This window comes from Variovorax sp. MSC1_012, from assembly GCF_023667525.1.
Classification (GTDB): Bacteria; Pseudomonadota; Gammaproteobacteria; order Burkholderiales; family Burkholderiaceae_C; genus Variovorax; species Variovorax beijingensis_B.
On sequence record NZ_CM174443.1, the window covers coordinates 3,116,671 to 3,142,908 of the forward strand.

Annotated in this window: 21 protein-coding genes; 3 read left to right on the forward strand and 18 right to left on the reverse strand. The window is 66.4% G+C overall.

Features of this window, described 5'->3' with window-relative positions; translation table 11 throughout:
- Positions 1-18: 18 nt before the first annotated feature.
- From L1081_RS14810 to pilM, 13 genes are all read right to left on the reverse strand, one after another.
- Positions 19-4,767 carry a glutamate synthase-related protein gene (locus tag L1081_RS14810; RefSeq protein ID WP_489412864.1) on the reverse strand — a complete coding sequence of 1,583 codons (4,749 nt, stop codon included), beginning with the start codon at positions 4,765-4,767 and terminating at the stop codon, positions 19-21.
- Between the two features lie 182 nt (positions 4,768-4,949).
- A complete protein-coding gene (locus L1081_RS14815; RefSeq protein ID WP_489412865.1) occupies positions 4,950-5,645 on the reverse strand; it encodes a transposase in 696 nt (231 codons plus the stop codon).
- A gap of 49 nt (positions 5,646-5,694) precedes the next feature.
- A complete protein-coding gene (locus tag L1081_RS14820) occupies positions 5,695-6,579 on the reverse strand; it encodes a methyltransferase (protein ID WP_489412866.1) in 885 nt (294 codons plus the stop codon).
- The gene (locus L1081_RS14825) at positions 6,576-7,151 is read right to left on the reverse strand and encodes a DUF1415 family protein (protein WP_489412867.1); all 576 of its coding nucleotides are present in this window, start codon (positions 7,149-7,151) and stop codon (positions 6,576-6,578) included. The genes L1081_RS14820 and L1081_RS14825 overlap by 4 nt, the downstream gene beginning before the upstream one ends.
- A complete protein-coding gene (locus L1081_RS14830) occupies positions 7,148-8,410 on the reverse strand; it encodes an MFS transporter (protein ID WP_489412868.1) in 1,263 nt (420 codons plus the stop codon). Before L1081_RS14830 ends, L1081_RS14825 begins: the two co-directional genes overlap by 4 nt.
- Complete coding sequence (locus L1081_RS14835) at positions 8,407-9,537, reverse strand: deoxyguanosinetriphosphate triphosphohydrolase (RefSeq protein WP_489412869.1); 1,131 nt, start codon at positions 9,535-9,537, stop codon at positions 8,407-8,409. The genes L1081_RS14830 and L1081_RS14835 overlap by 4 nt, the downstream gene beginning before the upstream one ends.
- Positions 9,538-9,559: 22 nt before the next feature.
- Positions 9,560-10,672 (reverse strand): 3-dehydroquinate synthase, encoded by a 1,113-nt coding sequence (gene aroB, locus L1081_RS14840; protein ID WP_489412870.1) that lies wholly within the window; start codon positions 10,670-10,672, stop codon positions 9,560-9,562.
- 33 nt (positions 10,673-10,705) lie between these two features.
- A complete protein-coding gene (locus L1081_RS14845; protein ID WP_489412871.1) occupies positions 10,706-11,254 on the reverse strand; it encodes a shikimate kinase in 549 nt (182 codons plus the stop codon).
- 23 nt (positions 11,255-11,277) lie between these two features.
- Positions 11,278-13,416 carry a type IV pilus secretin PilQ gene (locus tag L1081_RS14850; protein ID WP_489412872.1) on the reverse strand — a complete coding sequence of 713 codons (2,139 nt, stop codon included), beginning with the start codon at positions 13,414-13,416 and terminating at the stop codon, positions 11,278-11,280.
- Positions 13,413-13,955, reverse strand: coding sequence for a pilus assembly protein PilP (locus L1081_RS14855; protein WP_124957439.1), 543 nt, complete (start codon positions 13,953-13,955; stop codon positions 13,413-13,415). Before L1081_RS14855 ends, L1081_RS14850 begins: the two co-directional genes overlap by 4 nt.
- Positions 13,952-14,635, reverse strand: coding sequence for a type IV pilus inner membrane component PilO (gene pilO, locus L1081_RS14860; RefSeq protein ID WP_124957440.1), 684 nt, complete (start codon positions 14,633-14,635; stop codon positions 13,952-13,954). Before pilO ends, L1081_RS14855 begins: the two co-directional genes overlap by 4 nt.
- A gap of 7 nt (positions 14,636-14,642) precedes the next feature.
- Positions 14,643-15,263: a PilN domain-containing protein gene (locus L1081_RS14865; protein ID WP_489412873.1), complete on the reverse strand. Its 621-nt coding sequence runs from the start codon at positions 15,261-15,263 to the stop codon at positions 14,643-14,645.
- Positions 15,260-16,339 (reverse strand): pilus assembly protein PilM, encoded by a 1,080-nt coding sequence (pilM, locus tag L1081_RS14870; RefSeq protein WP_012746289.1) that lies wholly within the window; start codon positions 16,337-16,339, stop codon positions 15,260-15,262. The genes L1081_RS14865 and pilM overlap by 4 nt, the downstream gene beginning before the upstream one ends.
- A gap of 238 nt (positions 16,340-16,577) precedes the next feature.
- Between pilM and L1081_RS14875 the strand changes: the two genes are divergently transcribed.
- Positions 16,578-18,986, forward strand: a complete 2,409-nt coding sequence (locus L1081_RS14875) for a PBP1A family penicillin-binding protein (protein WP_489412874.1) — start codon at positions 16,578-16,580, stop codon at positions 18,984-18,986.
- A 22-nt stretch (positions 18,987-19,008) separates the two neighbouring features.
- Here the strand turns inward: L1081_RS14875 and cyaY are convergent, their stop codons facing one another.
- Positions 19,009-19,341, reverse strand: coding sequence for an iron donor protein CyaY (cyaY, locus tag L1081_RS14880; RefSeq protein ID WP_012746287.1), 333 nt, complete (start codon positions 19,339-19,341; stop codon positions 19,009-19,011).
- A 63-nt stretch (positions 19,342-19,404) separates the two neighbouring features.
- Here cyaY and lptM point away from each other — a divergent pair, with 63 nt between their 5' ends.
- Entirely contained in the window at positions 19,405-19,623 is a 219-nt protein-coding gene (lptM, locus tag L1081_RS14885; RefSeq protein WP_489412875.1) for an LPS translocon maturation chaperone LptM, read from the forward strand.
- Complete coding sequence (gene lysA / locus L1081_RS14890) at positions 19,620-20,897, forward strand: diaminopimelate decarboxylase (protein ID WP_489412876.1); 1,278 nt, start codon at positions 19,620-19,622, stop codon at positions 20,895-20,897. The genes lptM and lysA overlap by 4 nt, the downstream gene beginning before the upstream one ends.
- 28 nt (positions 20,898-20,925) lie before the next feature.
- On the opposite strand, the gene msrQ is transcribed toward lysA, so the two are convergent.
- The 4 genes from msrQ to L1081_RS14910 form a co-directional block, all read right to left on the reverse strand.
- Positions 20,926-21,600: a protein-methionine-sulfoxide reductase heme-binding subunit MsrQ gene (msrQ, locus tag L1081_RS14895; protein WP_489412877.1), complete on the reverse strand. Its 675-nt coding sequence runs from the start codon at positions 21,598-21,600 to the stop codon at positions 20,926-20,928.
- A 28-nt stretch (positions 21,601-21,628) separates the two neighbouring features.
- Positions 21,629-22,639 (reverse strand): protein-methionine-sulfoxide reductase catalytic subunit MsrP, encoded by a 1,011-nt coding sequence (gene msrP / locus L1081_RS14900; RefSeq protein WP_489412878.1) that lies wholly within the window; start codon positions 22,637-22,639, stop codon positions 21,629-21,631.
- Between the two features lie 115 nt (positions 22,640-22,754).
- Positions 22,755-24,071, reverse strand: coding sequence for a c-type cytochrome biogenesis protein CcsB (gene ccsB / locus L1081_RS14905; RefSeq protein ID WP_489412879.1), 1,317 nt, complete (start codon positions 24,069-24,071; stop codon positions 22,755-22,757).
- Positions 24,068-26,236, reverse strand: coding sequence for a cytochrome c biogenesis ResB family protein (locus L1081_RS14910; protein ID WP_489412880.1), 2,169 nt, complete (start codon positions 26,234-26,236; stop codon positions 24,068-24,070). Before L1081_RS14910 ends, ccsB begins: the two co-directional genes overlap by 4 nt.
- Positions 26,237-26,238 lie beyond the last annotated feature (2 nt).

Consider the following 26,238-nt stretch of genomic DNA (forward strand, 5'->3'; position numbering starts at 1 on the left):
TTCTTCGTTCGTTGCCGCTCAGACCGCAGCCGTCGTGGCCGGTGCGACCAACGCATGCGGCTCGAGGCCCATGTGCGCGTTGTTGCCGCTGCTCGTGAGTTCGACCTTGCGGTCGTGCAGCTCGGCAAGCGCGCGCTTGTACTCGTTCGGGAACACCTTGACGAACTTGGTGCGCGAGACCGCCCAGTTGTCGAGCAGTTCGCGCGCGCGCTTGCTGCCGGTCCAGCGGTGGTGCTCTTCGAGCAGCTTCTTGAGCTGGGCCTCGTCGGTCTCGCCGCCGTGCCAGACCTTGCGGTGCATGCTCGCCGTCTGCTCGGCCGAGGTCAGCACCTTGTCGAGCGACACCATCGAGAGATTGCAGCGCGTGGCGAACTGGCCGTCCTCGTCGTAGACGAAGGCCACGCCGCCGCTCATGCCGGCAGCGAAGTTGCGGCCCGTCTTGCCGAGCACCGCGACCGTGCCGCCCGTCATGTATTCGCAGCCATGGTCGCCCGTGCCTTCGACAACGGCCGTGGCACCCGAGAGGCGCACGGCAAAACGCTCGCCTGCCACGCCGCAGAGGTAAGCCTCGCCGGTGGTCGCGCCGTAGAGCGCAGTGTTGCCCACGATGGTGTTGCGCACCGCTTCGCCACGGAAGTCGAGGCTCGGGCGCACCACCACGCGGCCGCCCGACAGGCCCTTGCCGGTGTAGTCGTTGGCATCGCCGATCAGGTAGAGCGTGATGCCGCGCGCCAGGAAGGCGCCGAACGACTGGCCGCCCGTGCCTTCGAGCTGGATGCGGATCGAGTCGTCGGGCAGGCCCTGCGGATGCACCTTGGTCAGCGCGCCCGACAGCATGGCGCCCACCGAACGGTTGACGTTGCGCGCCACCTCGATGAACTGCACCTTCTCGCCCCGCTCGATGGCCGGACGCGACTTCTCGATGAGCTTGACGTCGAGCGCACGCTCCAGGCCGTGGTCCTGGTTCTCGACGTGGTAGCGCGGCACTTCGGCCGGCACGATCGGCAGCGCGAACAGGCGGCTGAAATCGAGGCCCGAGGCCTTCCAGTGCTCGATGCCCTTGCGCATGTCGAGCAGGTCGGCGCGGCCGATCAGGTCGTCGAACTTGCGGATGCCGAGCTGGGCCATGATCTGGCGCACTTCTTCGGCCACGAAGAAGAAGTAGTTGACGACGTGCTCGGGCTTGCCCGAGAACTTCTTGCGCAGCACCGGGTCTTGCGTGGCCACGCCCACCGGGCAGGTGTTCAGGTGGCACTTGCGCATCATGATGCAGCCCTCGACCACCAGCGGTGCGGTCGCAAAGCCGAACTCGTCGGCGCCCAGCAGCGCGCCGATGGCGACGTCGCGGCCGGTCTTCATCTGGCCGTCGGCCTGCACGCGGATGCGGCTGCGCAGGCGATTGAGCACCAGCGTCTGCTGAGTTTCGGCCAGGCCGATTTCCCACGGGCTGCCCGCGTGCTTGATCGACGACCAGGGCGAGGCGCCCGTGCCGCCGTCATGGCCCGCGATCACCACGTGGTCGCTCTTGCACTTGGCCACGCCCGCAGCGATGGTGCCCACGCCGATTTCGCTCACCAGCTTGACGCTGATGCTCGCGTGCGGCGCGGCATTCTTCAGGTCGTGGATCAGCTGCGCGAGGTCTTCGATCGAGTAGATGTCATGGTGCGGCGGCGGCGAGATCAGGCCCACGCCCGGCACCGCGTAGCGCTGCTTGCCGATGTACTCGGTGACCTTTCCGCCCGGCAGCTGGCCGCCTTCGCCCGGCTTGGCGCCCTGCGCCATCTTGATCTGGATCTGGTCGGCCGAATGCAGGTACTCGGCCGTGACGCCGAAGCGGCCCGACGCCACCTGCTTGATGCGCGAACGCAGCGAGTCGCCGTCCTTCAGGGGCAGATCGACCTCGACGTTGGCCGCGCCGATCACGCTCTTGAGCGTGTCGCCCTGCTTGATCGGGATGCCCTTGAGTTCGTTGCGGTAGCGCGCTGGGTCTTCGCCGCCCTCGCCCGTGTTGCTCTTGCCGCCGATGCGGTTCATGGCAATGGCGAGCGTGGAGTGCGCCTCGGTGCTGATCGAGCCGAGCGACATCGCGCCCGTGGCAAAGCGCTTGACAATCTCGCTGGCAGGCTCGACCTCGTCCACCGGAATGGCCTTGGCCGGATCCAGCTTGAACTCGAACAGGCCACGCAGCGTGAGATGGCGGCGGTTCTGGTCGTTGATGAGCTGCGCGTATTCCTTGTAGGTGTTCCAGTTGTTGGAGCGCGTGCTGTGCTGCAGCTTGGCGATGGCGTCGGGCGTCCACATGTGCTCTTCGCCGCGCGTGCGCCAGGCGTATTCGCCGCCGGCGTCGAGCATGTTGGAAAGAATCGGGTCGTCGCCGAAAGCCGCCTTGTGCATGCGGATGGCTTCCTCGGCAATCTCGAACACGCCGATGCCCTCGACGCGGCTGGCGGTGCCGGTGAAGTACTTGTTCACCGTCTCGGTGTTGAGGCCGATGGCTTCGAACAGCTGCGCGCCGCAGTAGCTCATGTAGGTGCTGACACCCATCTTCGACATGATCTTGGACAGACCCTTGCCGATCGCCTTGACGTAGTTGTAGACCGCCTTCTCCGCGCTCATGTCGCCCGGCAGGTCGGCGTGCATCGCGGCCAGCGTTTCCATCGCGAGGTAGGGGTGCACGGCTTCCGCGCCGTAGCCTGCCAGCACGCCGAAATGATGCACTTCGCGCGCCGAGCCGGTTTCCACCACCAGGCCCGCCGTGGTGCGCAGGCCCTCGCGCACCAGGTACTGGTGCACGGCCGACAGCGCCAGCACGGCGGGGATCGCCACCTGCGTCGGGCTCACGCCGCGGTCGCTCACGATCAGGATGTTGTGGCCGCCCTTGATGGCGTCCACCGCTTCGGCGCACAGCGATGCGAGCTTGGCTTCGACGCCCTCGTAGCCCCAGGCGAGCGGGTAGGTGATGTCGAGTACGTAGCTCTTGAACTTGCCCTGCGTGTAGGTGCCGATGTCGCGCAGCTTGGCCATGTCGGCAAAGTCGAGGATCGGCTGGCTCACTTCGAGCCGCATCGGCGGGTTGACCTGGTTGATGTCCAGCAGGTTGGGCTTGGGGCCGATGAAGGACACCAGCGACATCACGATCGCCTCGCGGATCGGGTCGATCGGCGGGTTGGTCACTTGCGCGAACAACTGCTTGAAGTAGTTGTAGAGCGGCTTGTTCTTGCTGGAGAGCACGGCCAGCGGGCTGTCGTTGCCCATGGAGCCGATGCCCTCTTCGCCGGCCTGCGCCATCGGGCTCATCAGGAACTTGATGTCTTCCTGGGTATAGCCGAAGGCCTGCTGGCGGTCGAGCAGTGCCACCTGCGAGAGCGGCGCGGGAACCGGCTCGGCCTCGACGCTGTCCAGCTTGATGCGCAGGTTCTCGATCCACTGCTTGTAGGGCTTGCTGTTGGCGAGGGTGGCCTTGACCTCCTCGTCGTCGATCATGCGGCCCTGCTCCAGGTCGATCAGGAACATCTTGCCGGGCTGCAGGCGCCACTTGCGCACGATCTTCTGCTCGGGCACGGGCAGCACGCCCGATTCGGAGGCCATGATGACCAGGTCGTCGTCGGTCACACAATAGCGCGAGGGGCGCAGGCCGTTGCGGTCGAGCGTGGCGCCGATCTGGCGGCCATCGGTGAACACGATGGAGGCCGGGCCGTCCCAGGGCTCCAGCATGGCGGCGTGGTATTCGTAGAACGCGCGGCGGCGCGGATCCATGGTGGCGTGCTGTTCCCAGGGCTCGGGAATCATCATCATCACGGCCTGGCTGATGGGATAGCCGGCCATCGTCAGCAGCTCGAGGCAGTTGTCGAAGGTGGCGGTGTCGGACTGGCCGGCAAAGCTGATCGGGTAGAGCTTCTGCAGGTCGGCGCCCAGCACGGGCGACGACATCACGCCTTCGCGCGCCTTCATCCAGTTGTAGTTGCCCTTGACCGTGTTGATTTCGCCGTTGTGGGCGACATAGCGGTACGGGTGGGCCAGCGGCCACTCGGGGAAGGTGTTGGTCGAGAAGCGCTGGTGCACCAGGCCCAGGGCCGAGACGCAGCGCTTGTCCTGCAGGTCGAGGTAGTAGGTGCCGACCTGGTCGGCGAGCAGCAGGCCCTTGTAGACCACGGTGCGGCTCGACATGCTCGGAACGTAGTATTCCTTGCTGTGCTTGAGCTTCAGGCGCTGGATGTTGGCGCTGGCGGTCTTGCGGATCACGTAGAGCTTGCGTTCCAGCGCGTCCTGCACGATCACGTCGTTGCCGCGGCCGATGAACACCTGGCGCAGCAGCGGCTCCTTGGCGCGCACCGTGGGCGACATCGGCATGTCGCGGTTGACCGGCACATCGCGCCAGCCCAGCAGCACCTGGCCTTCGGCCTTGATGGCGCGTTCCATTTCCTGTTCGCAGGCTTCGCGCGAGGCGTGCTCCTTGGGCAGGAAGATCATGCCGACGCCGTATTCGCCGGGCGGAGGCAGCGTGACGCCCTGCTTTGCCATCTCTTCGCGATAGAGGCGGTCGGGCAGCTGGATCAGGATGCCGGCGCCGTCGCCCATCAGCTTGTCAGCGCCCACTGCGCCGCGATGGTCGAGGTTCTCGAGGATCTTCAGGCCCTGCAGCACGATGGCATGGCTTTTCTCGCCCTTGATGTGCGCGACGAAGCCGACGCCGCAGGCATCGTGTTCATCGGCACCGGAATACAGACCGTGTTGTTGGAGATGTTCGATCTCGGCAGCCGTCGTCATGGCGCACTCCTTCAGTTTTTCGCAGGGATGAGAAGGATATTGCGATGCACAAAGAATGCCAAACACTTTAAATGGGGTCAGATTCCAATTAAATCCCGACTCTTCTTGTCAGAATAAAATTAGGGACATATCAAAAAAGGGAGCAGAACTTCTATCTCCCGCGAAGAAGAGAAAGCATCAGCTCAGGAATCGGAGGCCGCCGGCGGACGCCCGGCCTTGGCCTTGGCGACGCGGCGCTCTGTCGCTTTCTGAAGCGATGCAAGAAAATCCGCATCGCCGGCCGCCCAGCCCCGCAAGGTGGCCTCGGTCAGCGTGCCCTGGTCGGCCGCGCGCACGCCGCCGCGCACCAGTTCGACGTAGGCCGCCTCGCGGGCAAAGGGCGTGTTGCCCAGCTCCCAGTAGAGCGGATGCGGCGTCAGCAGCTTGTCGTGCCGCAGGCCCGCGTAGTGCCCATGGCTGGACCATGGAAAGTCGCGCGCGTCCGACACCATGCCGGCCCGCACAGGGTTCAGGTCGATGTACGCCATGCAGATCAGCAGATAGCGGTCGGTCTGGATCAGCGTCGACCTGTAGCGCCCTTCCCACAGGGTACCGCTGCGGCCGTGGCGATCATTGAAATAGCGCACGTAGCTGCGCCCCACCGACTGCATGAACTGCGGCAGCCCGGTGGTCGTGTCGGGCGTGGCCAGCAGATGGAAATGGTTGTCCATCAGCACGTAGGCATGCAGCGCCACGCCGAAGCGCGGGGCCGCGTCCGCCATCAGGCCGAGCAGCCGCTCGTGGTCCGCGCGGTCGATGAAGATGGCCTGGCGGTTGTTGCCACGCTGGATCACGTGGTGCGGCAGGCCGGGGAGCGTGAGGCGGGGCAGGCGGGCCATGGCGTGACGAGACGTGACGTGACGTGACGCTATGCGCTTCGGCGGGAGTTCAGGGCAGGCGAAACCGCGTCTCGCCCAGGGTGTCGAGGCCGAACTGCGACAGCAGCTCGCGAAGCCGTGCCGCTGCACCGGCCTTGCGCTGCCCGGTGTGGCGCGCCAGGATCAGCTCGTTCTTCATGCTGTGCTCCCAACCCACCAGCTCGGTGACGGTGACGCTGTAGCCATTGGCCTCAAGGTACAGGCAGCGCAGCACGTTGGTGAGCTGGCTGCCGATTTCGCGGGTGTGCAGCGGATGGCGCCAGAGCTCGGCCAATGGCGTGCGCGACAGTGCCAGCGCCTTGGTTTCGCGCAGGCAGGCTGCCACCTCGGCCTGGCAGCAGGGCACCAGCACCATGCAGCGCGCCTTCTTTGCGAGCCCGAAGGCAATCGCGTCGTCGGTGGCCGTGTCGCAGGCGTGCAGCGCGGTGACCACGTCGATGCGCTCGGGCAACTCGCTCGCCTGGGCCGATTCGGCCACGGTGAGATTCAGGAAAGACATGCGGTCGAAGCCGAGCTGGCGTGCCAACGCGCGCGATTTCTCGACCAGCTCGCTGCGCGTCTCGATGCCGTAGACATGGCCGCCCTCGCGCGAGCGGAAGAACAGGTCGTAGATGATGAAGCCCAGGTACGACTTGCCGGCGCCATGGTCGGCCAGCGTGGCCTCCGCGCCGCCGCCCGGCAGTTCGCGCAGCAGCTGCTCGATGAACTGGAACAGGTGGTAGACCTGCTTGAGCTTGCGCCGCGAATCCTGGTTGAGCCGCCCTTCGCGCGTGAGGATGTGCAGTTCCTTCAAAAGCTCGATGGACTGGCCCGGACGCAGAACCTCCGTCAGCTCGGCTTCGGCCTTGGCGGTCTTGGCCGTCTTCACGGCCTTGGTTGCTGCCGGCGCGCTCATGGCCGGGCGCTCCCGGGGCCCACGTCCAGCGCGGCCCAGCCGTCCGGCCCCAACGCTTCGAGCGTCTCGATGTTGCGTTCGAAAATGGCTTCAGCCTCGGGAAAGGCCTCGACCGCGCGGCTCACGCTGTCTTCGCGCAGCAGATGCAGCGTGGGGTAAGGCGCGCGGTTGGTGGCGTTGCCGATGTCGTCGGCATCGGTGCCTGCGAACTGGAACCGCGGATGGAAGCTCGCGAGCTGGAACATGCCGTCGAAGCCCGCGCGCGCGAGCCTGCGTTCGGCGCGTGCCGTGAAGTCGTTGAAATCCAGAAAATCGGCCAAGGTGTTGGGTGCTATCAGCAAGGTGGTGTCGCGCACGGAGGCATCGAGCGCGGCGAGTTCATCGGCCTCTGCCAGGAGCATGTCGATCAGCGCGGCTTCGTCAGCGGACAGGTACACGGCATAGCGGATCTGCGCCTTCACGTGCACCGCCTTCGCGAACGGGCATAGGTTGAGTCCGATCACCGCGCGTTCGAGCCAGCGCCGCATGTCGGCTTCGGCCTGGATGGCATCGATTGTCGTCGGGCTGGTCATGCCACCTCCGCCGAAGGGCGAATTTTGCCGAGGTGCCGCGCCAGGGCCATGCCCGCCAGCGAGCATGCGAGCGTGGCGGTCCACGTCCAGTGCCAGCCGCCGGCACGCAAGGCGACCCAGGCCACCGCCGGCGGCGCCAGGAACTGCCCCAGGGACGATGCCTGCTGCATGAGCCCGACGGTGGTGGAAACCGTGGACGGGCCGGGCGCCAGCCGGACCCCGAGCAGGAACAGGGTCGCCGGCACCATGCCGCCGCCCAGTGAAAAGACGCAGACCGCAGCATATCGAAGCACCGGCGGCAGGCCGAGTGCGTCGGCGCCCTGCCCCACCTGCGCAAAGGCCGCAAAGCCGCCCAGCGCCATGGCCAGGAAACCCGCTTGGAGCAGGCGCTCGGGCGCGACGCCGCGCTGCAGCCAGCGGCCGCCCGCGACATTGCCGACGATGTTCATCGCGGCCGCCACCGCCGTGAGCACCGCGCCCCAGCCGGCCGGCACGCCGGCGCCGGCGTAGATGGCCGGAAGAAAGCCGATCACCGCCATCCACTGGGCCGAATACACGGCGAAGGTCAGCGCGATCATCCAGGGTGCGCGTGCGCCGACCGTGGCGCGCAGGCGCAACGGCCAGCCGCCGGCCACGCTGCCCGCCGCACCCGTGCGCAATGCGTCCGCAGGCACCGCCAGCCACAGCCAGAGCGCCGCGGCGGCCGAAACGGCCGACAGCGTCCACCACCAGTCGGCCCATCCGCCCCAGGCGATCAGCGCCGGCCCGAAGAGCAGCGCAAGCGCAACGCCCAGCGGCATGTAGGCACCCCATACACCGAGCGCGGCCTTGTCCGCGCCCGGTGGCGTGAGGGCGCGGATCAGCCCCGGCCCCGGCATGACCGCCAGCAGAAAGCCGATGCCTTCGAGCGCGCGCAGGCCGAGCAGCCATTGCACCGCAAAGGCGCCACCCAGCAAGCCCGCGCCGACGGCGCCGCCCAGCAGGCTCGCCGCCGTCAGCACCACGAGCCCGGTCAGCATGCTGCGCCGCAGGCCGATGGTGTCGGCCGCGAGCCCGGCGATCAGTCCCAGGCTCATGCTCGCCACCTGCACCAGCGACAGCAGGAATCCGGCCTCGACCAGGTCGATGCCGAGCGACGCCTGCAGCGCCGGCACCGCGGGCGGCAGCTTGCCCAGGTGCAGCGCGGCGCTGACGCCGCCGAGCACCACCGCAAAGGCGGCGGCCGGAACGCGCGCGGAAGCAGCGGCCGCAGAACTCATGAAATCCCGCGTCGGCCGGTCAGTCGTTCATGCTCGCGCATGGCGAAGCGATCGGTCATGCCGGCGATGTAGTCGGCCACGGCGCGATGCCGGTCGCGGCGGTCTGCATAGGAAACAGGCATCTCGGCGCCACGCTCCAGATAGGCCTCGAACAGTTCCCGCACCACCTGCTGCGCCTGGTCGGTGGTCTGCCTCACCTGCGGATGGCGGTAGAGGTTGCGGAACAGGAAGGCCTTGAGCTCGTTCGATTGCGTCTGCATGGTTTCGCTGAACGCAACGAGAGGCGGCGCGCTGCGCACGCCATCGGCATCGGCCGGCTTCACCGTTTCGAGTGCCGCACGGGTGGCGTCGATCACATCGTAGACCTGGGCGCTCAGCATGCGCCGGATGGTTTCGTAGAGCACGCGCCGCCCTTCCAGTTGGGGGTATTCGGCCAGCGCTTCGCGGCGGTAGCGCTCGAACAGCTCCACCTCGCCGAGCTGCTCGACGTTGACGAGGCCGGAGCGCACGCCGTCGTCGATGTCGTGCGCGTTGTAGGCAATCGCGTCGGCCAGGTTGCAAAGCTGCGCCTCGAGGCCCGGCTGCGTGCGGTCGAGGAAGCGGCGCGCCACGCCATGGGGCTCGCCGGCCTCCAGGCGCTCGGCATTGGCGCGCGAGCAGTGCTTGAGGATACCCTCGCGGGTCTCGAAGCTGAGATTCAGGCCGTCGTATTGCGGATAGCGGTGCTCCAGGGCGTCGACCACGCGCAGGCTCTGCAGGTTGTGCTCGAAGCCGCCGTGGCCTTCCATGCAGGCGTTGAGCGCGTCCTGGCCCGCATGGCCGAACGGCGTGTGGCCGAGGTCGTGCGCGAGGGCAATCGCTTCCACCAGGTCTTCGTTGATGCGCAGGGCACGCGCGATGGAGCGGCCCAGCTGCGCGACTTCGAGCGAATGGGTGAGCCGGGTGCGGAACAGGTCGCCTTCGTGGTTCAGGAAGACCTGCGTCTTGTAGACCAGCCGCCGGAACGCGGTGGAATGCACGATGCGGTCGCGGTCGCGCTGGAAGGCGTCGCGGGTGGGCGCCGGCGGCTCGGCATGGCGCCTCCCGCGCGAGCGCGCCGGGTGGCAGGCATAGGCCGCGAGGCTCATCGGTGCACCCTCGGCGCTGCGCTCATTCCGCCTGGCAGCAGCGCGCGAGCACTTCGCGCACCAGCGCATCGGGCGCGCTGCTGACGACGGCGGAGCCCGGCTTGTCGATCACCACGAAGCGGATTTCACCCGCCTCGGACTTCTTGTCGACCCGCATCAGTTCGAGGTACCGGTCCGCGCCCAGTGCGGGGCCGACGGTCGGCAGGCCGGCACGCTCGATCAGCCGCGTGAGCCGTTCGACGAATGCCGCATCGACGCCGCCGAGCCGCTGCGACAGGTGCGCCGCCATCACCATGCCGCAGCCGACCGCTTCGCCATGCAGCCACTCGCCGTAGCCCAGGCCCGACTCGATCGCATGGCCGAAGGTGTGGCCGAAGTTCAGGATGGCGCGCAGGCCGGTCTCCCGCTCGTCCTGGCCGACGACCAGCGCCTTGATCTCGCAGCTGCGCTTGACCGCGTAGGCCAGCGCCGCCGGCTCGCGTGCCACGAGGGCGCCTACATTCGCCTCGATCCAGTCGAAGAAGGCCATGTCGTGGATCGGGCCGTACTTGATGACCTCGGCCAGGCCCGCGCTCAGCTCGCGCGGCGGCAGCGTCTGCAGCGTGCCCAGGTCGCACACCACCAGCTGCGGCTGGTAGAAAGCGCCGATCATGTTCTTGCCGAGCGGGTGGTTGATGGCGGTCTTGCCGCCGACCGACGAATCGACCTGCGCCAGCAGCGTGGTCGGCACCTGCACGAAGGGCACGCCGCGCATGTAGCTCGCGGCGGCGAAGCCGGTCATGTCGCCCACCACGCCGCCGCCCAGGGCGAACAGCACGGTCTTGCGGTCGCTGCCGTGGCCGAGCAAGGCATCGAAGATCAGGTTCAGGGTCTCGAGGTTCTTGTGCACCTCGCCGTCGGGCAGCTCGAGCAGGTGCACGGTGCGAAAGCGCCCGGCCAGCGCTTGGCGCAGGGCCTTGGCGTAGAGCGGCGCCACCGTGGTGTTGCTGACGACCAGCGCGCTGGCGGCCGCGGGCACGGCGGCGAAGCTCTGGGGTTCGCCCAGCAGGCCGGCGCCGATCAGGATCGGGTAGCTGCGTTCGCCGAGCTGGATGTCGACGCGTTCTGGCGGTACGGAAGGTGCGGGCAATGGCATGGCAGCGAGTTTAGGCGCTGCGCGCCCGGCGCTTCAGTCGGAGGGCTCTTCCGGCGGCGTGCCCGCAGCCACGATGCCGGCGAGCTCCAGCTGCATCACGATGATGTTGACCAGCATGGCGATCGAGGGGCGCCCGGTATCGACCACCTCGTGGGCCGTCTCGCGGTAGAGCGGATCGCGCGCATCGTGCAGTTCGCGCAGCCGGCCCAGCGGATCGGCCACCTGCAGCAGGGGCCGCTTGACGTCATGGCGCAGGCGCCGGAACAGGTCCTCGGGCGAGGAGCGCAGGTAGATCACGTGGAAGTGGTCCCGCAGCTGCTGGCGGTTGGCTTCCCGCAGCACGGCGCCGCCGCCCGTGGCCAGCACGCCGTGGGGCTGGGCGGCGAGGTCGGCAATGACCGTCTGCTCGAGGTCGCGGAAGGCGATTTCGCCCTCCCGCTCGAAGTAGTCGCGGATCGAGCAGCCGATGCGCTGCTCGATCACGTGATCGGTGTCGATGAAGGGAAGGTCCAGGCGTGCACCCAGGCGCCGGCCCACTGCGGACTTGCCGGCGCCGGGCAACCCGACGAGTGCGACCGCCACGCGGTGGCTGCTACGCCTGCGCGTCAGCGCGCGGCGTTGCGGTCGGTAATCATCTTCGGAGTGATAAAGACGAGCATTTCGGTCTTGTTGGCAACGCGTTCGCGCTTGCGGAACAGTGCACCCAGGTAGGGCACTTCACCCAGCACCGGCACGCGCGATTCGTCATTGGTTTCGGTGAGTTCGAAGATACCACCGATGACGACCGTGCCGCCGTTCTCGACCAGCACCTCGGTCTGCACGTGCTTGGTGTTGATGGCCGGGCCGGCCGAGGTGTTGACGCCGCGGGCATCCTTGCTCACGTCGAGCGTGAGGATGATGTTGCCTTCGGGCGTGATCTGCGGCGTGACCTCGAGCTTCAGCACCGCCTTGCGGAACGAAATGGAGGTGGCGCCGCTGGACGTGGCCTGCTGGTAGGGAATTTCCTCGCCCTGCTCGATCAGCGCCTTGGTCTGGTCGGCGGTGATGACGCGGGGGCTGGACACCAGCTTGCCCTTGCCGTCGGCCTCGAGCGCCGAGATCTCGAGGTTGAGCATGCGTGAGAAGCTCGAGTTGAACAGCGAGATCGCGAAGGTGCCCGCCGCATTGCCCGTACCGCCGGCGTCGCCTGCGGGCAGGTTGATGAAGTTGGAGTTGGTCCAGGTGGTGGTCGGGCCGGTGGTGCCGGTGCCTGTGACAGGCATCACGCCCACGGTGCCGAACGCCCGGTTGCCGGACGACGAGGCAATGCGCTCGCCGGCAATGCCGCCGCCCAGCCGCACGCCCAGCGACTTGCCGAAAGTGTCGGAGGCTTCCACGATGCGCGCTTCGATCAGCACCTGGCGAACCGGAATGTCGAGCTTCTGGATCAGGTCGGCCACTTGCGCCAGGCGCGAGGGAATGTCCGACACGAACAGCTGGTTGGTGCGCGACTCCGCGATCACGCTGCCGCGCGGGCTCAGGATGCGCGTGGTGGTGCCGGAGCCGCCACCGCCGCCGGCCGAGGCGCCGGTGCCGGTCAGGCCCTGGGCAATGGCAATCGCCTTGGTGTAATTGAGCTGGAACGACTGGGTGCGCAGCGGCTCCAGGTTCTCGATCGCGGCCTTGGCTTCGAATTCGAGCTTTTCCTTGGCGTTGATCTCGTCCTTGGGCGCAATCCACAGCACGCTGCCGTTCTTGCGCATGCCCAGGTTCTTGGCCTGCATGATGATGTCCAGGGCCTGATCCCAGGGCACGTCCTTCAGCCGCAGCGTCAGCGCGCCGGTGACCGAGTCGGAGGTCACGATGTTGAAGTTCGTGAAGTCGGCGATCACCTGCAGCAACGAGCGGATCTCGATGTTCTGGAAGTTCAGCGAGAGCTTCTCGCCGGTGTAGCCCACGCCCTGCGTCAGCTTGGTCGGGTCCACCTTGCGGGCACGCACTTCGACGACGAACTGGTTCTCGCTCTGGTAGGCGCTGTGCTCCCAGTCGCCCTTGGCCTCGATCGTCATGCGCACGCGGTCGCCCGACTGCTGCGAAGTGATCAGCTGGACCGGCGTGTTGAAGTCGGCCACGTCGAGGCGGCGTCGCAGCCCCTCGGGCAGGGTCGACTTGGTGAACTCGACCACCAGGTTCTTGCCCTGCTGGCGGACATCGACGCCCACCTGGTTGTTCGGCAGGTCGACGATCACGCGGCCGGTGTTGTCCGCACCCATGCGGAAGTCGACGTCGCGCAGCGGCAGGGTGTCGCGGTTGCGGTTCTCGGCAAAGACGGTGGGCGTGGACGACGCCAGCGCGGTGCCGGCCGCCGGCTCGAGAATCACCAGCAGCGATTTGCCCTGGATCTCGGTCTTGTATGCGGTTGCCTGCTTGAGGTTGAGCACCACCCGGCTGCGCTCGCCGGCCTGGACCACATTGACGGAACGCAGGTTGCCCTGGTTCACCTCAATGGCGGAGCGGCCGATGGCGTTGGTGACGCCCGGGAAATCGAGCGCGATGCGCGCCGGCGTCTGCACGACAAAGCCGGTCGGCAAGGCCGCGAGCGGCTGGGCAAGGTCGATGCGGATCACCTCCGCGCCGGACTGCGTCGAACTGGTCACCGCCTCGATGGCGTTTTGCGCATGGGCCAAAGCGAAAGCGCCAAGTGCCAGCAGACCCAGCCCCGCAGCTCGCAGCCGCTGTGCCATCGTTGATTTTTTCTGATTCATTTCGCACTCTCTTGCAGCTGCAATGTCGCCACGCGTTCGATCCATTCACCGGCGGCGTCCTGCACGATTTCACGCAGGGCGACTTCGGTTTCGTTGATACGGGTAATGCGCCCGTAGTTGAGGCCCAGGTACTCGCCCACCCGCACCTTGTAGAGCAGCTTGTCGACACGAACCAGCGCCACCGGCTGGCCGTTGCGGTTCATGCTGCCCACCATGGCCATGGAGTCGAGCGGGAAGGCTTCGAGCGCTTCCTTGCGGCGCACCAGCTCGGGTGCGATCAGTTCCGACGTGCTGGGCTGGTTCGATTCCCGGCGCAGCGCCTGGGTCAGCTTCAGCAGGTTGAACGGCTCGAATGCCGCGCCCTCGGTGTAGGCCTGGGGGGTGAATTTCTTGGGTTCCGTGATCGGCGGCACCGTAGGCTTGACCTGGGCGCGCTGCTCGACCATCCAGCGGCGCAGGTCTTCCTGCTCCGAATCGGCGCAGGCGCTCAGGCCCAGGGCGGCCGCGACCAGCCACAGGAGGTTGGCGGTCGTCCTCATTTCTTCGCCTTCGGCGCCGCGGCGCGTTTCTGGGCCGCGCGCTCTTCGTCATCGAGATAGCGGTAGGTGCGTGCCGTGGCATCCATCGTGAGGGTGCCGTCCTTGTCTTTTTGTTGCGGAGTGATCGTGAGGTTGTTCAGCGTCACGATGCGCGAGAGGCTCGCGACGTCGGCGGCGAAGGAGCCGATGTCGTGGTAGCGGCCGGTCACGCGCACGGCGATCGGCAGCTCTGCGTAGTAGTCCTTCACCGAAACCTGTCCCGGACGGAACAGTTCGAACTGCAGGCTGCGTCCAAGGCCGGCCTGGTTGATGTCGGACAGCAATGCGTCCATTTCCGCCTTGCTGGGCAGCTGCTTCTCGAGCAGCGTCACGTATTGCTGCACCTGCTCGCGCTGCTTCTTCAGCAGATCGAGGTTGGCGGCCAGCGCCACCTTCTTCTGGTAGTCGGCCCGCAGCGTGACTTCCTTGGCGCGCTCGCTCTCGAGCTCGTCGTTGGAGTTGGTCAGCCACAGGAACCACAGGCCGGCGAGCACCAGGGCGGTCACCGCCAGGCACAGGGCGTAGCGGGGCACCGCCGGCCATGCGGACGGGTCGTTCGGATTCAGGTTGCGGAACTGGTCGCCGAAGCCGCGCAGCGCAGCGCCGACGTCCATTTTTTGAGAGGGGCGATTGCTTGCCATGATCCGTCTACCCCTTGGCTGGCGCCGCTGCAGCCAGCGCCTTGTCGGCTGCGGCCTTCTGCGCGTCGGTCGGCCGCTTGAGGCCGATGCGCATCGTGAAGTTCGCCACGCGGCGCTGGTCGCGCTGACTCAGGCTCACCGTCGCGGAAGTGATTTCGACCAGTTCGGGCTTGACCAGCCACGGACTGTTGTTGCCCAGGTTGCGCAGCAGCTCCGAGACGCGCTCGTTCGACTGCGCCATGCCCTGCAGCGTGACGGTCTGGTTGTCCTGCTTCATGCTGGTCAGGTAGACGCCGTCGGGCAGCTGGCGAACCAGTTCGTTGAGCAGGTGCACCGGCAGATTGCGGTCGCCCTGGAGGTCTTCGACCGCCTGCTGGCGCGCGCGCAGCGCGGCAATTTCTTCCTGCAGGGTCGAGATTTCCTTGATTTCGACTTCGAGCTTGGTGATCTCTGTCTTCAGGAAATTGTTCTTGTCTTGCTGGGCCGAGATCTGCGCCTCGAACCAGAGATAGCCCAGGCCGGCGATCAGCACGCCGAGCACGGCGGCCGCGCCCAGGGTGCCGTAGAACGCTTCGCGGCGCCGCTTGCGCGCGGCTTCGCGATGCGGAAGCAGGTTGATGAGGATCACTGCACGAACCTCCGCATGGCCAGGCCGCAAGAGGTCAGGTAGGAAGGCGCTTCGCGCCGGACCTTCTTCTCGCGGATGTTCGGACCCAGTTCCATGCCGTCGAACGGGTTCACGAGCGAACAGGCGAACGAGGTCTGGCGCGTCACGGCGCTGGTGAGGCTGGGCAGCGAGGCCGAGCCGCCTGCAAGCAGCACGTAGTCCACGCGGTTGTGGGGCGTGCTGGTGAAGAAGAACTGCAGCGCACGGGCAATTTCCTGCGCGATGCTTTCCACGAAGGGCTTCAGGACGCCCGAGCCGTAGTCGTCGGGCAGATCGCCGCTGCGCTTCTTGGCTTCGGCCTCTTCGGCCGAGAAACCGTACTGGCGCACGATCAGCTGGGTCAGCTGCGCGCCGCCGAAGGCCTGGTCGCGGTCGTACAGCACTTCCTGGTTGCGCAGCACCTGCATGCTGGTAGTGAAGGCGCCCACTTCGAAAAGCGCCACCACGGCATCGAGGCCCTTGCCGGGCAATTGCTCGATCAGGCGAGCGGTCGCGAGGCGGGAGGCATAGGACTCGACGTCGAGGATCACCGCCTTCAGCCCGGCCGCTTCGGCCAGGCCTTCACGGTCCTGGACCTTTTCCTTGCGGGACGCGGCAATCAGCACCTCGACATCGCCAGCGGAAGCGGTGCTCTGCCCGGTCACGCAGAAATCGAGGCTGACTTCGTCGAGCGAGAACGGGATGTACTGGTTGGCTTCGGACTCGACCTGGATTTCGAGCTCCTGCTCGCTCATGCCGCCCGGAAGAATGATCTTCTTGGTGATGACGGCCGAGGGAGGCAGCGCCAGCGCGACGTTACGGGTACGGGTACCGCTCTTGCGCACGACGCGGCGGACGGCTTCGGCCACTTCGTCGAACTTCTCGACGTTGCCGTCGGTGATCCAGCCCCGTTCCAGGGGTTCGATCGCGCAGCGCTCGAGAACCAGCTTGCCACTGGCTTCACGGCCGAGCTCGACCAGCTTCACGCTGGAAGAGCTGACATCCAGGCCGAGCATGGGGGCGTTCTGTCGGCGAAACAATGATCCGAAAGCAGCCAAGTTAGGTCCCTTTACCCCTGCATTTGTAACCAATGGAAAAATTTGCGTTCGGTTGCATGCTAGCAGCAGACGTAGCGGCGACCAAACAACCCACGCCGGCAAAATGGCGGACCGTTGTCAAAAGCTGACGCTGAAGCCACATTTGGTAACTTTTGGTTTAGCCCGCAACGATGCGCCCAAGTTCGGCCCGTGGCAAGGAGGCGGCTTTTTATAATGTGCGGTGACTCCCCGGGCCCACATGCAAGAAACTTCACGCCCCAAAGGGCCAGCCAAGACCCCTCCTTCCACACGACCAGCCTGGCTGAAATGGCTGCTGCGCTTCATGGTCTGGGGGTTCGGCATTGCCGCGGCCGGTGTTCTGGCGCTGCTGTGCGTGATCGCCGTCGCCCTGGCTGTCGCCTACCCCAACCTTCCCGACATCTCCGAGCTGTCGGACTACCGGCCGAAACTGCCGTTGCGGGTCTTCTCCGCGGAAGGCATCCTGATTGGTGAATTCGGCGAAGAGCGACGCAATCTAACCCCGATCGCGGCAATCCCCAAGCTCGTGAAGGAGGCGGTGTTGGCTGCCGAAGACACGCGCTTCTACGACCACGGCGGCGTCGACTACAAGGGCATGGTGCGCGCCGGCCTGGCCAACATGAACCGCGTGAAGAGCCAGGGCGCGTCGACCATCACGATGCAGGTGGCGCGCAACGTCTACCTGAGCTCCGAGAAAACGCTGACCCGCAAGATCTACGAGGTGCTGCTCACCTTCAAGCTGGAGCACCTGCTCACCAAGGACCAGATCTTCGAGATCTACCTGAACCAGATCTACCTCGGCAACCGCGCATACGGCTTCGCGGCGGCCTCGGAGGCGTATTTCGGCAAACCGCTGCAGGAACTCTCCATTGCGCAGGCGGCCATGCTGGCGGGCCTGCCGAAGGCGCCGGGCGCGAACAACCCCGTCAACAATCCGCAGCGCGCGCGGGGTCGCCAGTTCTATGTGATCGACCGCATGCAGGACGCAGGCTTCATCACCGCCGAACAGGCCGCCGAAGCCAAGAAGGAGGAATTGCACCTGCGCGATGCGGCCGACCCGAACCGGCTGCACGCCGAATACGTGGCCGAAACCGTGCGCCAGCTGATGTATGCGCAGTATGGTGACAGCACCTACACACGCGGACTCAAGGTGTACACCTCGCTGGTCGCCGCCGACCAGGCTGCGGCATACAAGGCCCTGCGCAAGGGCATCATGGATTACGAGCGGCGCCAGATCTACCGCGGCCCCGAGAAGTTCGTCGAGCTGCCCAACGACCCGAAGGAACTCGACGATGCAGTGGACGACGCCCTGACCGACCATCCCGACAACGGCGACGTGATGGCGGCGGTGGTGCTCAAGGCCAACGCCAAGGAAATCTCGGCCGTGCGCGGCAACGGCGACCCGGTGCAGATCACCGGCGACGGCCTCAAGCCCGCGCAGTCCGGCCTTGCCGACAAGGCACCGCCCAACATCAAGATTCGGCGCGGCGCGGTGATCCGCGTGGTGAAGACGCCCAAGAACACCTGGGAAATCACCCAGCTGCCCGAAGTGGAAGGCGCCTTCGTCGCCATGGACCCGCGCGACGGCGCCATCAAGGCGCTGGTGGGCGGATTCGACTTCGGCAAGAACAAGTTCAACCACGTCACGCAGGCCTGGCGCCAGCCGGGCTCGAGCTTCAAGCCCTTCATCTACTCGGCCGCGCTCGAGAAGGGCTTCACGCCGGCCACGGTCATCAACGACGGGCCCCTGTTCTTCGATGCCGGCACCACCGGCGGCCAGCCCTGGGAGCCCAAGAACTACGGCGGAGGCTACGACGGCCCGATGTCGATGCGCACTGCGCTCATGAAATCGAAGAACCTGGTCTCGATCCGCATCCTGCAATCGATCGGCACGCGCTACGCCCAGGAATGGATCACCAATTTCGGCTTCGACAAGGACAAGCACCCGGCCTACCTGCCGATGGCGCTGGGCGCCGGCGCGGTCACGCCGATGCAGATGGCCACCGCCTATTCGGTGTTCGCCAATGGCGGCTACCGCGTCAACCCCTACCTGGTGACCCGCATCACCGACCACAAGGACAGGGTGCTGGTCGACAAGCAGCCGCCGCTGCTCAACGAAACGATCCGCGCCATTCCCCAGCGCAATGCGTTCATCATGGACACGCTGCTGCAATCGGTGGCGCGCGCCGGCACTGCGGCCAAGGCCCAGGCGATGCTCAAGCGGCCCGACCTCTACGGCAAGACCGGCACCACCAACGACTCGCTCGATGCCTGGTTCGCCGGCTTCCAGCCCACGATGACGGCCATCTCCTGGATCGGCTACGACACGCCGCGCAACCTGGGCGACCGCGAAACCGGCGGCGGCCTGAGCCTGCCGATCTGGATCAACTACATGGAAACGGCGATCAAGGGCGTGCCCGTGACCGACCTTTCCGCCACGCCGCCGTCGGGCGTCGTGAGTGTGGGCGGCGAGTGGTACTACGACGACTACGCGCCGGGCCGCGGCGTGTCCAGCCTTGGCGTGGATGCCCCTTCATCGCCGCCGGCGGAGTCCCTGAGCGGCGTTCCGGTGAGCCCGCCCCCGCCGCCCGAGGAGCGCAACCGCATCCTCGACCTTTTCAGGAACTGAAGAAGACCCTGACGACGACGGTTCAGGCGGCCGCAAACTCCAGCGGCTGCCCGGCCTGAAGGCTCGCCTCACGGGAAAGATTGCCGAAGAATTCCTCGCCCGTCTTGGTGTCGACCCAGGCCTTGCCGTCGTAGCGGTAGTGATAGCCGCCGGAGCGCGCGGCAAGCCAGATTTCCTGCAGGGGCTTCTGCAGGTTCACGATCAGCTGGCTGCCGTTCTTGAATGAAATCGTGATCATGCCGCCCACGCGCTGGTTGTCGATGTCGGCGTCGGTCGCATCGTTGATGCGGTCGCAGCCTTGCTCGATGGCGGCGAGTGCGGCTTCGGCGCGGTCCATGTATTCGGAGTCGGTCATTACAATTTCGTTATGTTGAATGTTCGTCAAATTCTAGTGAGCGCCCCCGCCCGCGCTGTGCTCATGGTCAGTCTTGCCGCGGCGGCGGTCGCGTTGGCTGCTTGCGGCCAGCGCGGACCGCTGTTCCTGCCGACCGATCCGGCAGCGGCCCAGCGTGCCACCCTGCCTCAGCTGCTGACCCCCGGCGGCCCGCGCGCCGCCTCCGAAGCCGAAGCCGCGCCCAAGCCCGCTGCGGCCAGCAGCGCCCCGGCTCCGGCCACCAGCACCGGAACGCAAAAGTGACCAACGCCTCCTCGCCCCTTCCCGGCCATCCGCACATTGCGCATCGCGACGGCGCGCTCCACGTTGAAGGCCTTGGCCTGGAAGCGCTGGCCCGCGAGCATGGCACGCCGCTGTTCGTCTATTCGAAGCAGTGGATGCTCGACGCGCTGGCCGCCTACCAGCGCGGCTTCGAGGGCCGCAGCGCCCTGATCTGCTACGCGATGAAGGCGAATTCGTCGCTCGGCGTGCTGCGCGTGTTCGCCGAAGCCGGCTGCGGCTTCGACATCGTCTCGGGCGGAGAGCTTGCGCGCGTGCTGGCGGTGGGCGCCGACCCGGCCAGGATCATCTTCTCGGGTGTGGGCAAGACCCGCGCCGAAATGCGGCAGGCGCTCGCGGCCGGCATCGCCTGCTTCAACGTCGAGAGCGAAGCCGAACTCGACGTGCTCAACGAAGTGGCGCTGGCCGAAGGGCGTCGCGCGCCCATCAGCATCCGCATCAACCCGAACGTCGATCCGAAGACGCATCCCTATATTTCCACCGGCCTCAAGGGCAACAAGTTCGGCATTGCCCACGACCGCGCGGTCGAGGCTTATCGCCACGCCGCCAGGCTGCCGGGGCTCGAGGTGGTCGGCATCGACTGCCACATCGGCTCGCAGATCACCGAGGCCTCGCCCTACCTGGACGCCTGCGACCGGGTGCTCGACCTGGTCGAGGCCATCGAGGCGGCCGGCGTGCCCATTCACCACCTCGACTTCGGCGGCGGCCTGGGCATCGACTACAACGGCGAAGTGCCGCCCAAGGCCGATGCGCTCTGGCAGCAACTGCTCGCGCGACTCGATGCGCGCGGCTTCGGACAGCGCAAGCTCGTCATCGAGCCCGGCCGTTCGCTGGTCGGCAATGCGGGCGTGTGCGTGACCGAGGTGCTCTACACCAAGCCGGGCGAAGACAAGAATTTCTGCATCGTCGACGCGGCCATGAACGACCTGCCCCGCCCCGCGATGTACCAGGCGTTCCAGAAAATCGTACCGCTGCGCATCCGCGCCGGCGACGCGCCCACCTACGACGTGGTCGGCCCGGTCTGCGAAAGCGGCGACTGGATCGGCCGCGACCGCGCGCTCAACGTGATGTCCGGCGACCTGCTGGCGGTGCTGTCGGCCGGTGCGTACTGCATGAGCATGGCCAGCAACTACAACACGCGCGGCCGTGCCGCCGAAGTGCTGGTGAGCGGCCAGAGCGCCACGCTGATCCGCCGCCGCGAGACGATGGAAGACCAGCTGCGCAGCGAGCAGATCTGATCCGCGCGATCCGCGTGATTCGCGCCGGTCAGCCGGTGCTGCTGCGCAGCGACTTTTCGCTGCTGTTGCGGCTACCCTCGCGCACGCCGGCCGATGGCTTCGGCCTGCGCTTGCTCGCATAGTTCCACACACGCCATCCGAGCAGCACCGCGATGATCGCGGCATAGACGAACACCTCGGCAAAGTCGTTCTTGCCCGCGCGCATCCAGAAGAAGTGCAGCAGGCCCAGGCCGGCGATCAGGTAGACCAGCTTGTGCAGCATCTGCCAGCGCTTGGCGCCCATGGCCTTGATGGCGCGGTTGAACGAGGTGGCCGCCAGCGGCGTCAGCAGCACGAAGGCCGAGAACCCCACCAGGATGAACGGCCGCTTGGCAATGTCCTTGGCGATGTCGGCCCACTCGAAGCCCATGTCGAACCAGCTGTAGCACAGCAGGTGCAGCACCACATAGAAATACGCGAACAGCCCGAGCATGCGGCGAAAGCGCGCAAGCGCATTGGCCCTGGCCATCACGCGCAGCGGCGTCACCGCCAGCACGATGCAGATGAAGCGCAGGGTCCAGTCGCCGGTGGCGCGGATCAGGAACTCGGCCGGATTCGCACCCAGCCCGCCGGCAAACGCGCCATAGGCCAGCCGCGCGAACGGCAGCAGGCACAGCAGGAAGATGACCGGCTTGGCCGCCGGATGCATGAGCAGCTTGTTCATAGGGCAAGGGCCGCGTGGCGGCGGCGGCTCAGTAGTTCTTCTTCAGGTCCATGCCCGCATAGAGCTGGCCGACCTGGGCTTCATAGCCGTTGAAAATCAGCGTCTTGTGCCTCTTGGCGAAGAGTCCGCCGCCGTCGCCGATGCGGCGCTCGGTGGCCTGGCTCCAGCGCGGATGGTCGACGTTCGGATTGACGTTCGAATAGAAACCGTATTCCTGTGCCGCCGCCTTGTTCCAGGCCGTGCCCGGCTCCTTCTCGACGAAGCGGATCTTGACGATCGACTTCGCCGACTTGAACCCGTACTTCCACGGCACCACGATGCGCACCGGCGCGCCGTTCTGGTTGGGCAGCACTTCGCCGTACATGCCGAAAGCCAGCAGCGTGAGCGGGTGCATGGCCTCGTCCATGCGCAGGCCTTCGGTGTAGGGCCAGTCGAGCACGCGCGAGCCCACGAAGGGCATGGTCTTGGGATCGGCCAGGGTCACGAACTCCACGTACTTCGCATTGCCCTGCGGCTCGACCTTCTTGACGAGTTCGGCCAGCGAATAGCCCACCCAGGGAATGACCATCGACCAGCCCTCGACGCAGCGCAGGCGATAGATGCGCTCTTCCTGGGCACTGAGCTTGAGCAGGTCTTCGATGCCGTACTTGCCGGGCTTCTTGACCAGGCCCTCGACCTCCACGGTCCATGGGCGGGTCTTGAGCGTGCCGGCGTTCTTGACCGGGTCGCCCTTGTCGGTGCCGAACTCGTAGAAGTTGTTGTAGCTCGTCGCGTCCTTGTAGTCGGTGAGCTTTTCCATCGTTTGCGCGCCCGGCACGGCGGACTTCGCACCCGGAAGCAGCGCCAGCTTGTGCGGGCCCGTGGCCTGGGCGAAAGCCTCGCGTCCCGCGAAACTCGCCAGCGCGGCACCGGCTGCGCCGCTGGCCATCAGCTTGAGCAGATCCCGCCGGCCTTCGTAGACGGCGCGCGGCGTGATTTCGCTCGAGAGCGGATGGATGAAACCGCTGCTGCGACCCTGCGGTCGGAAATGGAACGACATGTGATGGCCTTTCGCGTGAATCGTTGTGCTCAGGGTAGTTCGTGGAATCCCCTGATCCGGTTACGCGCGATCGCTGCGCGTGGTCTCAATTCTTCGCGAAAAGCCGCAACCCTACCTACAGCGTGCCGTAGCTGTGCAGTCCGCTCAGGAACATGTTCACGCCCAGGAACGCGAAGGTGGTTACCGCGAGGCCAGCCAGCGCCCACCAGGCCGCCACGGTGCCGCGCAGGCCCTTGACCAGCCGCATGTGCAGCCAGGCCGCGTAGTTGAGCCAGACGATCAGGGCCCAGGTTTCCTTCGGGTCCCAGCTCCAGTAGCCGCCCCAGGCGTCGGCCGCCCACAGCGCGCCGAGCACGGTGGCAATGGTGAAGAAGGCGAAGCCGACCGTGATCGACTTGTACATCACGTCGTCGAGCACCTCGTTGGCGGGCAGCCGAGCGGCAATGCGCTTGCGGCCGAGCAAAATGCCCGCGGCAATGAGCGCGGAGATGCCCGCATAGATCACCCAGTAGCTGCCGCCGGCCTCCTGCACGCGCTGGCGGAAGGCCACCGGCACGAAGCACAGCGCCACGCCCAGGAGCCAGATCGGCGTGAGCTTGTACCAGCGCGCTTCCTGCGCCTGCTCCTTGATGAGATAAGCGAAGGCCACCATGGCCGCGAGCGCGAAGGTGCCGTAGCCGATGAAGTTGGCCGGCACGTGCAGCTTCATCCACCAGCTCTGCAGCGCCGGCACCAGTGGCTGGATCTCGTGCGCATTGCGCACCAGCGTGTACCAGAGCAGGAAGCCGACCGCCGCGCTCACCACCAGCATCACGAAGGCACCGAGCGTGCGCGTGCCGTAGCGCGATTCGAAGTAAAGGTAGAAGGCCGTCGTGAGCCAGCAAAAGAGCACGAACACTTCATACAGGTTGCTGACGGGAATGTGGCCGATGTCCGGCCCCAGCAGGTGGCTCTCGTACCAGCGCACCATGGTGCCGATGAGCGCCATGGCAATGGCGGCCCAGGCCAGCCGGGAGCCGATCAGGTCGAAGGTGTCGCCCTGCTTGCCGCCGAAGAAACCGAGCCAGTAGAAAAGCGTGCTCATGAAGAACAGCACGCTCATCCAGAGAATGGCCGACTGGCTCGACAGGAAGTACTTGAGCCAGAACACCGTGTCCGCGCGCGCCAGGTCGCCCTGGTAGGAACTGATGGCCAGCAGCGAGGCCGCAGCCACCACGATGGCCAACACCCGCAGCGGGCGCCAGAACCAGCCGATCGCAATGACCGAGATCATCGCGGCGGCGAGGATGGGTTTCTCGTACGAGTCCATCGAGCCCGCGTACCGGGCAAAGGCAAAAAGACCGCCTGCCAGCACCAGCGCCGCAAACACCCAGTCGAAAAGGTTGCGCCGCGAAAACCAGCTTTCGTGCAGCGTGAGGGTGGTGGTGTTCATGGTGACGCCGGTCCTTCTTTCTTCAAGGCAAGCAGCTTGTGCTTGAGGTGCTCGAACTCGCGATCGCTGTCGATGGTCTTGCGGTTGACCGAGAAGGCCATCGTGGCGGCCGTGGTGTTGTCTCCGGAGCCCGCGCCGTCGGGGGTGAGCCACACCCAGAGCCGGCGCTCGCGCACGTACAGCATGGCAAAAATCCCGACGATCAGCAACAGGCAGCCCAGATAGACCACGTTCTTGCCGGGCGCGCGCGCCACCTGGAACACGCTGGCCTGCACCTGGGTGAAGTCGGTCATCATCATGGCGACCGGCGCCGGATAGAAGTACGCGTCGCTGATGGCCAGCACCGCCTGGGTAAGGAAGGCCTGCGACTTCTCGTCGCTCGGCAAGGCTGCGAGCCCCGCGCCCTCGCGGCTCAGGTTGAGCGCCTCGAACAGCACGTCGTTGAGGATGCGCACCAGCACCGCACCGGCACGTTCGCGCTCGGCCTCGGGCACGTTGGCTTCCATGAATTCCGCAATCGCCTGCCAGCCACCCAGGGTGGTGGCGTCGGCCTTGGCGCGCTCGCTGCCGGCAAAGAGGGCGAGCGCGCGCGCCGCCGAAACGCGCAGCTGTTCGGCCATCTCGGGCCGCTTCGGATCGACTGCCTTGGCGATGTAGCGCTCGACCGCGCGGTTGCGGGTGTCGGCGTCGGCCAGCGCGGTGCGCATGCGCACGAAGCTGTCCATGGAGCCTTGCTCATCGGCCGGCACGCGCAGGTAGCGGAACGGCTCCTCGGGCTTCTCGCGCATGCCGAGCAGGAACACCGGCTGCCCATCGCCGGTATCGACCGGCACCATGTAGTTCTGGTATTCGCGCGCCTGTCCCGCGGCATCGCGCAGCTTGTAGCCGATGCTCGGCCCGATGTTGCGCAGCACCTTCGGCTTGCTGGTCTTGTTGGCGGCGCCCAGGCGCGATTCGATGTCGTGGCGCAGGTCGACCTTGCGCACGTCGGCGCCGCTGCCCATGGCGCCGCCGTCGGCAAAGTTCTCGACGTTGATCACGCGCAGCGCGGCGTATTCGAGCGTGAGTTTTTCGCGGCCGTTGGTAATTTCGGTGCTCGGCCCGCCGATGACGCCCTCGACCTCGAAGGGCTTGGCCGCAGCCGCCATCGGCACCGCCTTGAGCTTCACCTTGGAGCCGCCGTCGTCGAAGCTCGACTGGTAGATTTCCACGCCCTTGTAGCTGGCCGGATGGTTGACCTCGATGCGCGCGGGCACCTGGGCGCCGGTCTCGCGGTCGTGCAGCACCACCTCGCTTGCGAACAGCTTGGGCATGCCGGTCGAGTAGTAGTCGACGATGAATTTCTTGAGCTCGATCGAGAACGGCAGCTCCTGCAGCAGCACGCCGTCGGACTGCTGCAGGATGGCCACGCTGCCTTGCGCGCCCTCGGGCACCAGGATGTTGCCGCGGAAGGTCGGGTTGCGCGGCGACAACCGGTGCTGCGCCGGCACGTCGGCAATCATGCCGCCGCCAGTGAACACGCTCTTGCCATTGAACCAGGTCTGGGCCCGCACCACCAGGTCGCCGTCGAGCAGGCCGCCGATGCACACCAGCACGATCGCGCTGTGGGCGGCGATGTAGCCCAGCTTGTGGGCGCCGCCCGCGCGCGCGGCCACCATCCAGCCGGCTTCGGCATGTCCGCCGGCAGCTTCGCGCTGCTGGAGCTTGACCTTCCATCCGCCGCTCACCAGCAGCTGGCCGATGCGGTTGGCCGCCGCGGCGGGCGCCTCGTCCAGCCGGGTCTCGGCGCGCTGGCCGAAGGCCTTGAGGCTCTGCGCGCGGATGCCTTCCTTGAAGGTCTTCAGGTCGATGAAGATGCGCGGCGTGTTGCGCGCGATGCAGAGCGTCGTGCTGATCACCAGGAACAGCAGGATCAGCAGGAACCACCAGGCGCTGTAGACCGAATCGAGCTTGGCCGCACGGAACAGCTCGGCCCAGAACGGCCCGAACTGGTTGATGTAGTTGTTGATCGACTCGTGCTGCTTGAGCACCGTGCCGATGATCGATGCGATGCAGATGACGGTGAGCAGCGCAATCGCGAAGCGCATCGACGAAAACAGTTCCACCGCAGCGCGAAGCACTTGCGGGCCGCGATGAACGCGAAGGCCGTGGGTGGAGACAGACATCG